11 protein-coding genes are annotated in these 12,613 nt (G+C 65.3%); 7 read left to right on the top strand and 4 right to left on the bottom strand.

Annotated features, from left to right (window positions below):
* The first annotated feature begins 40 nt into the window (after nt 1-40).
* Together L338_RS13270 and L338_RS13265 are read left to right on the top strand one after the other, a co-directional pair.
* Nucleotides 41-1,987, top strand: a complete 1,947-nt coding sequence (locus L338_RS13270) for a S9 family peptidase (RefSeq protein WP_022698881.1) — start codon at nt 41-43, stop codon at nt 1,985-1,987.
* 106 nt (nt 1,988-2,093) lie between these two features.
* Nucleotides 2,094-2,777, top strand: a complete 684-nt coding sequence (locus L338_RS13265) for an FKBP-type peptidyl-prolyl cis-trans isomerase (protein WP_022698880.1) — start codon at nt 2,094-2,096, stop codon at nt 2,775-2,777.
* Here the strand turns inward: L338_RS13265 and L338_RS13260 are convergent.
* Nucleotides 2,774-3,757 (bottom strand): glycosyltransferase family 2 protein, encoded by a 984-nt coding sequence (locus L338_RS13260; protein WP_022698879.1) that lies wholly within the window; start codon nt 3,755-3,757, stop codon nt 2,774-2,776. The genes L338_RS13265 and L338_RS13260 overlap by 4 nt on opposite strands.
* 21 nt (nt 3,758-3,778) lie before the next feature.
* Complete coding sequence (locus tag L338_RS13255) at nt 3,779-4,981, bottom strand: NAD-dependent epimerase/dehydratase family protein (RefSeq protein WP_022698878.1); 1,203 nt, start codon at nt 4,979-4,981, stop codon at nt 3,779-3,781.
* A gap of 155 nt (nt 4,982-5,136) precedes the next feature.
* Here L338_RS13255 and rfbC point away from each other — a divergent pair, with 155 nt between their 5' ends.
* Nucleotides 5,137-5,700: a dTDP-4-dehydrorhamnose 3,5-epimerase gene (gene rfbC, locus L338_RS13250; protein ID WP_022698877.1), complete on the top strand. Its 564-nt coding sequence runs from the start codon at nt 5,137-5,139 to the stop codon at nt 5,698-5,700.
* A 4-nt stretch (nt 5,701-5,704) separates the two neighbouring features.
* Nucleotides 5,705-6,580, top strand: coding sequence for a dTDP-4-dehydrorhamnose reductase (gene rfbD, locus L338_RS13245; protein WP_022698876.1), 876 nt, complete (start codon nt 5,705-5,707; stop codon nt 6,578-6,580).
* Here the strand turns inward: rfbD and L338_RS13240 are convergent.
* Nucleotides 6,577-7,668, bottom strand: a complete 1,092-nt coding sequence (locus L338_RS13240; protein WP_022698875.1) for a mannose-1-phosphate guanylyltransferase/mannose-6-phosphate isomerase — start codon at nt 7,666-7,668, stop codon at nt 6,577-6,579. The genes rfbD and L338_RS13240 overlap by 4 nt on opposite strands.
* Nucleotides 7,665-8,819 carry an AGE family epimerase/isomerase gene (locus L338_RS13235; protein ID WP_022698874.1) on the bottom strand — a complete coding sequence of 385 codons (1,155 nt, stop codon included), beginning with the start codon at nt 8,817-8,819 and terminating at the stop codon, nt 7,665-7,667. The genes L338_RS13240 and L338_RS13235 overlap by 4 nt, the downstream gene beginning before the upstream one ends.
* A gap of 149 nt (nt 8,820-8,968) precedes the next feature.
* On the opposite strand from L338_RS13235, the gene cysD reads away from it, so the two are divergent.
* From cysD to cysQ, 3 genes are read left to right on the top strand one after another with little or no spacing between them, the layout of a single operon-like run.
* On the top strand, nt 8,969-9,832 hold the full coding sequence (gene cysD, locus L338_RS13230; RefSeq protein WP_422110948.1) for a sulfate adenylyltransferase subunit CysD: 864 nt from the start codon (nt 8,969-8,971) through the stop codon (nt 9,830-9,832).
* A gap of 54 nt (nt 9,833-9,886) precedes the next feature.
* Nucleotides 9,887-11,794, top strand: a complete 1,908-nt coding sequence (cysC, locus tag L338_RS13225; RefSeq protein ID WP_051122796.1) for an adenylyl-sulfate kinase — start codon at nt 9,887-9,889, stop codon at nt 11,792-11,794.
* A complete protein-coding gene (gene cysQ, locus L338_RS13220; RefSeq protein WP_022698871.1) occupies nt 11,769-12,599 on the top strand; it encodes a 3'(2'),5'-bisphosphate nucleotidase CysQ in 831 nt (276 codons plus the stop codon). Before cysC ends, cysQ begins: the two co-directional genes overlap by 26 nt.
* The last annotated feature ends 14 nt before the right edge of the window (nt 12,600-12,613 follow it).

Here is a 12,613-nt window from a genome sequence, read left to right as displayed (position 1 = left end):
GGATCGGCATAACTGTCTGACAACTGGGGAGTAGAAAGACATGAAACGGACCATTCTGATCGGGGCGGCGTCCGCCCTGGGCCTGCTGGCCGGGCCTGCGCTGGCGCAGGAGGAAGGGGCGGCGGACGCCGCGCCGGAGCGCATAGAGCGCGGCAATCTGGTGATCGAGGGGATCCCGGAGATCCCGCAATCGGTGAAGGACCGCCGTCAGCTCTATGAGAACGCCCGCAGCGCCGGGTTCAACGGCTTCACCGCTGATGGCGGCGTTCTGATCGCCACGCGGTTCGGCGAGGTGGCGCAGATCCACAAGGTGGACGCCCCCATGGGCGCGCGCAAACAGCTGACCTTCTATGACGAGCCGGTGGGCGGCGCCTCCATCCGCGAGGGATCGCGCGACGCCTTCATCTTCTCCAAGGACACGGGCGGCGACGAATTCTATCAGGGCTGGCTGTATGACCTGGCGAGCGGCGAGACGGTGAATTTCACCGAAGAGGGCACGCGCAACGGCTCCTATCTGTGGTCCGATGACGGCGAGCGGGTGGCGTGGTTCCGCTCCACCGCGGCCGAGCCGGACTGGGATATCCTGATGGCCAATCCGGAAAGCCCGGATTCGCGCGAGGTCGTGCTGGAAGGCGATGGCGCGATGTATCCGCTGGATTTCGCGGCGGACGGCCAGACGCTGCTGATCGGCAAATATGAGTCGATCAACCGCTCGCATCTCTACACGCTGGACCCGCAGACCGGCGAGCTGGACGAGATCCGGCCCGAGGTGGAGGTCGCCTGGGGCGGCGGGGAGTTCCTGCCCGATGGCCGCGTTCTGAGCGTCAGCGACGAGGACAGCCAGTTCCAGCGCATCGTGGCGGTGGACCCGGCGACTGACGAGATCGAGGTGCTGACGCCCGATATCGAGTGGGACGTGGAGAATATCGTCCTGTCGCCGGACAACCGGACGGTCGCCTATACGCTGAACGAGGGCGGCACGGAGACGCTGTATTTCCTGGACCTGGAGACCGGCGAGAGCCGCAACGGGCCGGACCTGCCGGCGGGGCTGATCTCCTCGGTCGATTTCGACGATGACGGCGACCGGCTGGGCTTCAGCTTCTCCTCGGCCACCTCGTCGGGCGATGTCTGGGTTCTGGACATGGAAAGCGGCGAGCTGACCCGCTGGACGGACAGCGAGCTGGGCGGTCTGGACGCCGACAGTTTCGTGGAGCCGGAGCTGGTGAAGTTCGAAAGCTTCGACGGTCGCGAAATCCCGGCCTGGGTCTATGAGCCCGCGGGCGAAGGGCCGCACCCGGTGATCGTCTATATCCATGGCGGGCCGGAAGGGCAGTACCGCCCCGGCTTCTCCTCCACCTTCCAGTACTGGGTGAATGAGCTGGGCGCGGCGGTGATCGCGCCGAACGTCCGCGGGTCCTCCGGCTACGGCAAGGATTATGTGCGGCTGGACAACGCCATGTTGCGCAAGGATTCGGTGAAGGATATCGGCGCGCTGCTGGACTGGATCGGCGGCCGGGCGGCGTTCGATAGCGACCGGGTGGTCGTCTATGGCGGCTCCTATGGCGGCTATATGGTTCTGGCCTCGGCGGTGGATTATTCCGACCGGCTGGCCGGAGCGGTGGATATCGTCGGCATCTCCAATTTCGTGACCTTCCTCGAGAACACGAAAGGCTATCGCCGCGACCTGCGCCGCGCCGAGTATGGCGATGAGCGCGATCCGGAAATGCGGGCCTATCTGGAAGAGATCGCGCCGCTGAACCAGGCGGACAAGATCCGCGTGCCGCTGTTCATCATCCAGGGCGCCAACGATCCGCGCGTGCCGGCCAGCGAGGCCGAGCAGATGCTGGAGGCGGCGCGCGAGAATGGCGTGGAAGCCTGGTATTTGCTGGCCATGGACGAGGGACACGGCTTCCGCAAGAAGTCCAACCGCGACTACCAGTCGGAGGCGGAAACGCTGTTCCTGGACAAGGTGCTGAACGCGCAATAGCGCGCCACGCCTGCTGTCTACAGATAATCGGCTTCAAGCCTCTCGAAGCGGACGGGCGGGTGCGGTAACGTGCCCGCCCTTTTGCATTTCCGACTGGAGCCCGCCGATGCGTATTGCACTGTCTCTTTCCGCCGCCGCCGTGGCGGCGCTTCTCACCGCGGCCTGCGGTCAGCAGGACGCCGACACCGACGCCGCCGCGCAAGACTCAGCCCCGGCCGAAACCGAAATGGCTGACGCCGGGAAGGATATTCCTGAAGCCGATGGCGGGGAGGCGGACGCCGGGCCGGTGGATCTGGCCCCGGAACAGGGCGAGACCGAAGCGGACGAGAATCTGCAAGAGGCCGAGGCGTGGCTGGCGGAGAACGCGGAGCGCGATGAGGTTCAGGTCACCGAATCCGGATTGCAATACGAGGTTCTGGAAGCCGGGCCGGAAGACGGCGAGTCGCCCAGCCCGTTCGACTGGGTCTGCGCCGATTATACCGGCGAACTGGTGGACGGGACGGTGTTCGATTCCTCCCGCGAGGGCGGACGCAAACCGCTGGCCTATCCGGCGGCGGGCTTTATCCCGGCCTGGATCGAGGCGCTGTCCATGATGAAGCCGGGCGACCGCTGGAAGCTCTACGCCCATCCGGAACTGGCCTACGGGCCGGAAGGCGCGGGCGGGGTTATCCCGCCGAACGCGGCGCTGGTCTTCGACATGGAGCTTCTGGGCGTTCTTAACGGCGACGACGTGCCGAGGAACGATCAGGGACAACCCGATCCGGACTACAATTGCGCGGAGACGCTCTAGTCCAGCGGCTTCTCGTGGATGCCGCGAAATAGCGGCGCGGTCAGGCTGAACGAAACGGCGCGCCCATAGGCGCGGAAAGCGTCCTCCGCCGGGAGGGCGCTTTTTCGCGCGCGCCAGAACTCACCAGCGCCGCGCAGCCCGTCCCACAGCCCCCGGAACGCCGGCTTGCCGCCGCCGCGCGCGGTGTGGATCGCCAATAGCGCCAGCGTCGCCGCCAGATGCCAGGGGACGGCCAGCGGCAGGACAAGGGCGGGCGTACACTTGATGAAGGTCCAGAGGCGGTTGCGGAAGCCGTGATAGACGGCGAAGTCCGACCGCCGCCCGCCCGAGCTGGCGGAGCCGACATGGCGCACCACGGCCCTGGGCGCGACCAGCGCGCGCTCGCCCTTCAGGTTCAGGCGCAGGGCCAGGTCCACATCCTCGAAATAGCAGAAATAGCGTTCGTCGAAGCCGCCCGCGGCCAGAAACATCTCCCGGTCATAGAGGGCGGCGGCGGCGCAGGGGCCGAAGATTTCCGCATCGCGGATCGGCGCGATGCCGGCCGGGTCGCCATGCCCGCCGCGCCAGGCCAGACCCGAGGCGTGATAGACATCGCCCGCGCCGTCCAGCACGTCGTCGTCCTCGTCCATCAGTTGCAGCGAGCCGATCATGCGGTGATCGGGATGGCGCTCCGCCGCGCCGATCAGCTCGGCCAGCCAAGAGGGCCGCGCGAAGGCGTCCGGGTTGAGAAGCGCGATCCAGCGCCCCCTGGCTTCCGCCGCGCCCTGATTATTGGCGGCGGCGAAGCCCCGGTTTTCGGCGTTGCGGATCAGGCGCGCGTTATCGGGAAGCGCAGACTCGTCCGGCCCGCCATCGGGCGAGGCGTTGTCGATCAGGATAATCTCGAAATCGCGGAAGCTCTGATGCGCCAGCGCGCTCAGGCAGCGCGGCAGGCAGTCCGCGCTCTGATAGGCAACGATGATGACGCTGACCGCCGGCATGATATCCGGCCCGCCTTCAGATTAGCCGGCGACGAGTTTGGGCTTGGGCGCGCCGGCTTCCTTGCCGGAATTCCAGACCGAGGTGCACGGGATTTTGCTCTTGTCCGCGCGGCCCGCGTATTTTTTCGCGATTTCCGTCACTTCCTCCATCAGGCCTTCGGCCAGGGTGATGGGCTTCAGGCCCATGGACAGGAAGGTGTCGTTCTCCACATGCAGGTCGTTCTCGTCCGCCTCGTTCCGCGGGTTGGAGACCTGGGCCACTTCCGCGCCGGTCATGTCGGAAATCATCTTCGCCAGATCGCGGACGCGGTGCGTCTCGGTCATCTGGTTGAGGATGCGCACGCGCTCGCCGGACTGGGGCGGGTTTTCCACCGCCAGCTGGATGCAGCGCACCGTGTCCTGAATATGGATGAAGGCGCGGGTCTGGCCGCCTGTGCCATGCACGGTCATCGGGTAATCGACGGCGGCCTGCATCAGGAAACGGTTCAGCACGGTGCCGTAATCGCCGTCATAATCGAAGCGGTTGATCAGGCGCTCGTCCTTGCGAGTCTCCTCTGTCTGGGTGCCCCAGACAATGCCCTGGTGAAGATCGGTGATCTTCACGCCGTCATTCTTGTTGTAGAAATAGAAGAAGAGCTGATCCTGGGTCTTGGTCATGTGATAGATCGACCCCGGATTGGCCGGGTAGAGAATTTCCTTCTCCACTTCGCCCTCGGGCGTATCCAGCTTCACCTTCAGATAGCCTTCCGGGATCTTCATCCCGGCAGTGCCGTAGCCATAGACGCCCATCGTGCCGAGATGGACGAGGTGGATGTCCTTTTCGGCGTCCACGATGGCGGCCAGAACGTCATTGGTGGCGTTCAGGTTGTTGTCCACGGTGTAACGCTTGTGACGCGCGCTTTTCATGGAATAGGGCGCGGCGCGCTGCTCGGCGAAGTGAACGATGCTGTCAGGCTGTTCATCCTCAATCAGGCGGACCAGACGGTCATAATCCTGGCCGATGTCGAAATTCTCGAAGCGGATATCCTTGCCGGTGGCTTCCTTCCACGCCGTCAGGCGCTCGCTCATCGGGCGGATGGGGGTGAGGGACTCGACCTCCAGCTCCACGTCGATTTTCCGGCGGGACAGATTGTCGACGATGATCACGTCGTGTCCCGCGTTGGAGAGGTGCAGCGCGGTCGGCCAGCCGCAGAAGCCGTCGCCACCGAGTACGATCACTTTCATGTGCGTCTATCCGCTGTATTTCCCAGAACTTTGGCTCACGCCATGCGTTGCGGGCCTCTTTAGGCGGTGTGATAGAAGGGTGACAAGCCCGCAGAGCCGGTGACAGCCTTAATTCCCGCATTTATAGCAGCTTATTCCCGCCCAGAAGGACTATTATGAGCGCAGAATTCGCCACCGAACTCGCTTTGCCCGGATTCATGAAGCTCAAGCCGCCGGCTTTTGAAGATTCGCGCGGATGGTTTTCCGAGCTGTTCTCCGAACGGCGGATGGAAGAGGCGGGGCTGCCCGCCCGCTTCGTTCAGGATAACTGGTCGGTTTCCAATAATCGCGGGACGCTGCGCGGGTTTCACTATCAGGCGCCGCCGATGGCGCAGGGCAAGATGATCTGGGTGGTGTCCGGGGCGGTTCTGGATGTCGCGGTCGATCTGCGCCCCGATTCGCCGACCTTCGGGCAGAGCGCGTCCTATGAGCTGCGCGCCGAATCACGCGAGGCGCTGTTCCTGCCCGAACAGTTCGCGCACGCTTTCCTCACCCTCGAGGACAACACGACCATTCTCTACAAGGCGACGGATTTCTATTCGCCCGAACATGAGCGCGGCATCGCCTGGGACGATCCGGTGATCGGGTTCGACTGGCCGGACTGGCTGGAAACGCCGGTGCAGTCGGAGCGCGACACCCAGTGGCCGAAACTGGACGCCCTGCCGCGGGATTTCGCTTAAGCCCATGGCTCGGAGACTGGCGCTCATCCTTGGAAGCTCCGGCCAGCTGGCGCGGGCGCTGCAGAGCTGCGAGAGCGGGTTTGAGGCAACAGCGCTGGGGCGTCCGGTGCTGGATCTGACCGATCCGCGCAGCGTGCGCGACGCCATCGCCAAGACCGCGCCGGCGCTGGTGATCAACGCCGCCGCCTACACCGCCGTCGACAAGGCGGAAGAGGAGCCGGACGCGGCTTTCGCGGTGAACGAAACAGGCGCGGCCGCCGCCGCCGATGCGGCGGAGAAGGCCGGAGCGGCCTTCTTCCATGTTTCCACGGATTATGTGTTCGATGGCCAGCTGGGCCGGCCCTATACCGAAGAGGACGCGCCGCATCCCGCGGGGGTCTATGGAAAATCCAAATATGCGGGCGAGACCGCCGTCGCCGCGGCGCACCCCGAAGCGGTGATCGTCCGCACGTCCGGCGTGTTTGACGATGAGGGCCGCAATTTCGTGCGCGCCGTCGCCGGCCGCCTGATCGAGGCGGGCGAGGCGAACGTCGTCGCGGACCAGACGCTGAATCCGACCTTCGCGCCGGACCTCGCCGCGGCAATCTTCAAACTGGCCGAGGCGCGTCTGGAGGGCGCGGCGGAGCCGGGCCTGTATCACGCGGCGGGCGCCGGGGATGCGAGCTGGTTCGAGGTGGGCGAGGCGATTGCGGACGAGGTGCGGCGCCTCGGCCATGAAGCGTCGGTTTCGCCGACCACGACCGAGGCCTGGGGCGCGCCGGCGCCGCGGCCCGCGGATTCGCGGCTGGATTGTTCAAAGCTGCGGGAAGCGGCCGGGATCGCCCTGCCAGCCTGGCGGGACGCGATTGCGCGCTGCGTGGCGTCGGTGAAGCCGGCTTAGACCAGGTCCTTGCGGCCGCGGTCTTTCAATTCCTCGACCACTTTCTTCACGTCCTGAACCGCGTCGCGGCGGGCGATCAGCACGGCGTCGCCGGAGGCCACGACGATCAGGTCCTCCACGCCCAGCGCGGCGACCAGCGGACCGTCGCTGCGCACATAGCTGTTCCTGGCGCCAATGGCGATCACGCGGTCCGAATGGGCGGCGAGGCCGGCTTCGTCCTTGTCCGCCAGCTCCCACAGCGCCGACCAGGAGCCGATATCGCTCCAGCCGATATCCATGGGCAGGACGGCCGCGCGGCTGGTCTTTTCCATGACCGCATAGTCGATGGAGTCGGACGGGCAGTCGGCGAAGATGGCCGGGTCCAGCGCGATCACGCCGTCGGAGCGCAGGGCGGCCTTCAGCGCGGCGGCTGCGGCGTCCAGAATCTCCGGGCACTGGCCGCGCATTTCCTCGGCCAGGCGGTCGGCGCGGAACAGGAAGATGCCCGCGTTCCAGGAATACAGGCCTTCTTCCAGATAGCGTTCGGCGGTTTTGCGGTCCGGTTTCTCGACAAACTGGTCGACGGAATAGACCGCGCCGGATTTTTCACCGCGGCGGATATAGCCATAGCCGGTCTCCGGCCCGTCCGGGCGGATGCCGAACGTGACCAGCGCGCCGTCCCGCGCCGCGCCGGCCGCGCGCGCCACGGCGGCGCGGAAGCCTTCCGCGTCGCGGATATGATGGTCGGCGGGCAGCAGCAGCATCAGGCCGTCCTCGCCGGTTTCCGCCATCAGGGCTGCGGCCGCGGCGGCGCAGGGCGCGGTGTTGCGGCCCACCGGCTCCAGCACGATGGCGGCCGGGGTGATCCCGACAGCGTCCATCTGCGCGGCGATTTCCTCGCGATGGGCGGCGTTGCAGATGATGATCGGGTCGCCGAACGTCACATCGCCCGTCTCGCCGGAAGCGCGCAGGGCGGTTTCCTGCAGCAGCGTGTGATCGCTCATCAGGGCGCGCAGCTGCTTGGGCCGGGCCTGCCGCGACATCGGCCACAGGCGCGTGCCCGACCCGCCGGACATGATCACCGGCGTGACGACGGTCTTGTCGGTCATGAATCCTCTTTCGCGTTCAGAACCCGGTCGGCTTCGGCGAACGCGCACATCAGGTGGTAAAGCGTGCTGGCGGGAATGGCGTCGGCGGCCGGGCGCCCTTTGGCGTCGAACCGGTCCATCCAGCCGCCCTCGGGCTGCGGCGTCAGATAAACATCCATCAGGGCGTCCAGCGTCGCCTCCGCTTCCTCGCGCGCCTCGCCGTTCGCTCCGGCCTCGATACGCGCCAGCCGGGCTTTCAGAAGCTCCGTCTGGGGCCAGCAGCGGCGGCTGGCGCGGCGGATTTCGCCGGTTCCGGTCACTTCGTCCCAGAAGAAGCCGCTGTGGCGGTCCATGCCGCGATTGACGGCGTAGTCATAAAGGGCGGCAGCGTGGTCGGCGGTGTCGGCGCCGGTTTCCTGAGCGTAACGGTGCAGAAGCCAGATCCACTCGGCGTGGTGGCCGGGCTCGTACCGGTCGCGGTGGGCGCCGTTGGCGGGGCGCCAGTCATCTTCGAAATACTCGGTCAGGCGGCCGCTATCGCCGCACATGAAGTGCGTTTCGAACAGCTTGAAAACATCCAGCGCCCGGTCCAGCCAGCGCTGTTCGCCCGTGGCCTGATAGAGGGCGAGGAAGGCTTCCAGCGCGTGCATGTGCGGGTTCTGGCGGCGCGGGCCGGCGTGCGGCGCGCCTTCCAGCCAGCCGCCATTTTTCGCGCCCATCGCCTCGTCCAGATAGGCGAGGGTTTCTTCAGCCACGTCCAGAATCTGCGAATCGCCGGTGGCGCGGTACGCCCATGCGCAGGCCAGAAGGACGAAAGCATGGTCATAGGCGTCTCGGCGCGGATCTTCGATTTTCCCCTCGGGCGTCAGCAGGTGAACCCAGCCGGGTTCGCCGTCCGCGCGCCAGCCGCGATCGACCAGATAGTCGAATCCGTTCGCCGCCAGCGTCTTGCCGCCGCTGTCCCATCCAAGGATGGAAGCATGGGAGAAAACATAGATCTGGCGGGCCTGTACGCGCAGGCGCCGGATGGCGTGATAGTCCGGCTCGCCTTGCAGGGTGAGACGTTCGACAAATCCGCCGCGCGCGGGATCAACGCCGCGTTCCCGCCATAGCGGAAGCGCCTTGTCGATCATCCAGTTCTTCGCGCGTGTGGCCGCGGCAGAACTCCGCACCGCCGTCCCCCTTTGATGTATCCCGTCAGGGCCGTTTCTCTAGACCGCGCCCGCCATGCAATCAATGAACCAGCGTAGCTGCGAATAATGATTGGTTAGTGATTGCCCCTATGACGGCGTATCGCTAGGTTCGCGCGCCGGTGGGCGGGATGCGCAGCATTTCGCCCGTTTCGGCTCGCGTGTACGCCAAATCTAAAGGGAACGGACGGCCAGTCATGGATCGGCTCGATAGGCTCGAGGCGCAAAGCGTCTATATTTTCCGCGAAGCATTCAATCGCATCGACAAGATGGCCCTGCTGTGGTCGCTGGGCAAAGACTCGAACGTCATGGTCTGGCTGGCCAAGAAGGCGTTTCTGGGTCACATCCCGTTTCCGGTGATGCATGTCGATACGGGCAAGAAATTTCCCGAAATGTATGAATTCCGCGACCGCTACGCCGAGGAATGGGGTCTGGACTTCATTCGCGAGGAATGTCCGCCGATCGAGGACATTGACGGCGAGGGCCTTGGCCCGGCCGCGCGCTCCGCGGCCCGCAAGACGGCGGGCCTGCGCATGGCGACCCAGAAGCATGGCTTCAACGGTCTGGTCGCCGGCATCCGCCGGGACGAGCAGTCCATGCGCGCCAAGGAACGTGTGTTCTCGCCCCGCGGGCTGGAAGGCAACTGGGATTTCCGCGATCAGCCGCCGGAATTCTGGGACCAGTACAAGACCGATTATCCCGAGGGCACGCATATCCGCATCCATCCGCTGCTGCACTGGACGGAGCTGGATATCTGGGAATACACCAAGCGCGAGGAGATCCCGCTGATCTCCCTGTATTTCTCCAAGAACGGCAAGCGTTACCGCTCGCTGGGCGATCAGGACATCACCAACCCGGTCGATTCCGACGCCTCGACGGTCGAGGAGATCATCCAGGAACTGCGCACGACCAAGGTTTCCGAACGCTCCGGCCGCGCCATGGATCACGAGACCGAAGACGCTTTCGAACGTCTCCGCGAAGGCGGTTACCTCTAGCGCCGGCGCGCGCCCTCTCCATTTACACCGGGTCCGATGACGAAAGACATGCCCATGCCCAAAGACGCTAAAATCCAGGCGGAGGCGGACCGCAACCGCGAGCTTCTGCGCACCGTGATCGTGGGTCACGTGGATCACGGCAAATCGACGCTGGTCGGCCGCCTGTTCCATGACACCGGCTCTCTGCCGGACGGCAAGATGGAAGCGATCACCGAGATGTGCCGCAAGCGCGGCATGCCCTTCGAATGGGCCTTCCTGATGGACGCCATGCAGGCCGAGCGTGATCAGGGCATCACGATCGACACCTCGCAGATCTGGTTCCACACCGAAAAGCGCGACTACACGATCATCGACGCGCCGGGCCATACCGAGTTTCTGAAGAACATGGTCACCGGCGCGGCGCAGGCCGATGCGGCGCTGCTGGTCATCGACGCGGGCGAGGGCGTGCAGGAGCAGTCCCGCCGCCACGGCTATCTGCTGTCCCTGATGGGCGTGCGCCAGGTGGCGGTCGCGGTGAACAAGATGGACCGCGTGGATTACAGCCAGGCCCGGTTCGACGAGATCGAGGCCGAGTACCGTCAGTATCTGAACTCCGTCGGGGTCGATGCGACGTTCGTCGTGCCGGTTTCCGCGCGCGAGGGCGACATGATCGCCATGCGCACCGATGGCGACGAAAAAGCCAATATGGGCTGGTACAAGGGTCCGACGGTGGTCGAGGCGTTCGACAGCTTCAAGATGCCCGAGCCGCTGTCCCACCAGGCGCTGCGCATGCCGGTTCAGGACGTCTACAAGTTTGACGACCGCCGCATCATCGCCGGACGGATCGAGTCCGGGAAGTTGCGCGTGGGCGACCGGGTGATGTTCTCCCCGCTGAACAAGTCTTCACGCATCAAGAGCATCGAGACCTGGCCCGACAGCCGCGAGAACCCGACCGCGGCCTCCGCGGGCGAGAGCGTCGGCATCACGCTGGAAGAGCAGATCTTCGTCGAGCGCGGCCAGATCATGAGCCAGGTGGATAATCCTCCCGTGGAGACGGACGTCTTCCGGGCGCGCATCTTCTGGCTCGGCCGCGAGCCGCTGAGCGTCAAGAAAGCCTACAAGATCAAGATCGGCACGCTGCAGGCGAACGCCAAGATCGAGTCGGTTGAGCGCATCGTCGACACCGGGGACCTGTCCAACCGCGAAGCCGAACAGGTCGAGCGCAATCAGGTTGGCGAGGTGATCATCCGCTGCAAGCGCATGATCGCGCTGGACGAGTTCACCGAGAATCCGAACACCGGGCGCTTTGTGATCGTCGATGGCTACGACATCGCCGGCGGCGGCATCATCTCCATGGAGGGCTATCCGGATCAGCGCTCGCTGAGCACCGTGAAGTCCACCAATATCTACAAGGTCACCACCAATGTGGACCGCGCGGCGCGCGAACGCCGCAACCATCACAAGGGCGGGGTGCTGTGGTTCACCGGGCTTTCGGGCGCGGGCAAATCCACCATCGCCGTGGCGCTGGAAAAAGCGCTGTTCGAACGCGGCTACTCCACCTACGTGCTGGACGGCGACAATGTGCGCTACGGGCTGAACGCCAATCTGGGCTTCTCCCCGGAAGACCGGGCGGAGAATATTCGCCGCGTGGGCGAGGTCGCCTCGCTGTTCTCCGACGCTGGCGTGATCGTGCTCTCATCCTTCATTTCCCCGTATCGCTCCGACCGTCAGCGGGCGCGGGATTCGGTGGGCGAGGGCTTCCACGAGATCTATGTCGCGACCCCGCTGGAAGTGTGCGAGGAGCGCGATCCCAAGGGCCTCTACAAGAAGGCGCGTTCGGGCGAGATCAAGGACTTCACCGGCGTTTCCGCGCCGTATGAAGAGCCGGCCGAGGCCGATTTTACCCTGCGCACCGCAGAGCGCAGCGTCGAGGAATGCGTAGAGGAGCTTCTGGGCTATGTCGGCCACAAATTCGATCTGTGACGCCGACCTGATCAAGGGCCTGGAGCGCATCGCGCTTGAGGCCGGGCGGATCATCCTGGACGTCTATGAGGGCAATTCCCTCGAAGTCGAGCGCAAGGACGACGACTCGCCGGTCACCATCGCCGACCAGCGGGCCGAGGCCTATATCCTGAAAGAGCTGGCCAAGCTCGCGCCCGGCTGTCCGGTGGTTGCCGAGGAGTCTGTCGAGGCGGGACGCATTCCCGATACGGACGGGGATTTCTTCCTGGTCGATCCGCTGGACGGCACCAAGGAATTCATTCGCGGCGGCGGCGATTTTACGGTGAATATCGGCCTGGTGCGGGACCGTACCCCGGTGATCGGCGTGGTCTATGCGCCGGCTACGAAGAAGCTCTATGTCGGGTGTGGCGATCACGCCAGGACCGGTGAAGTCGATTGCCGCAATCCCGGCGAATATGACCTCAAACCCATGTCCGTGCGCCAGCCGGCCAGCCCGCCGACCGCGGTGGCCAGCCGGTCCCACCGCACCCCGGAGACGGACGATTTTCTAAAGGCGCTGGGCGTGACGGACACGGTCTCCGCCGGATCGTCCCTGAAATTCTGCCTGGTGGCGGAAGGCGCGGCCGATGTCTATCCGCGGCTGGGCCGCACGATGGAATGGGACACCGCGGCCGGTCACGCCGTGCTGGTCAGCGCGGGCGGATGCGTGACCACGGTGGACGGTCAGCCGCTCAGCTATGACAAGCGCGAGCAGGCGCTGGATTCCGATTTCGCCAATCCGCATTTCATCGCTTATGGATCGCGGTCGCCGATTGCGCCCGCTTGATCGACAGGTTCAGC

Origin of the sequence: Euryhalocaulis caribicus (assembly GCF_000412185.1) — a bacterium.
Taxonomy (GTDB): Bacteria; Pseudomonadota; Alphaproteobacteria; order Caulobacterales; family Maricaulaceae; genus Euryhalocaulis; species Euryhalocaulis caribicus.
The sequence above is the reverse complement of the archived record's forward strand: the minus strand, read 5'-3'. Positions and strand labels throughout refer to the sequence as shown.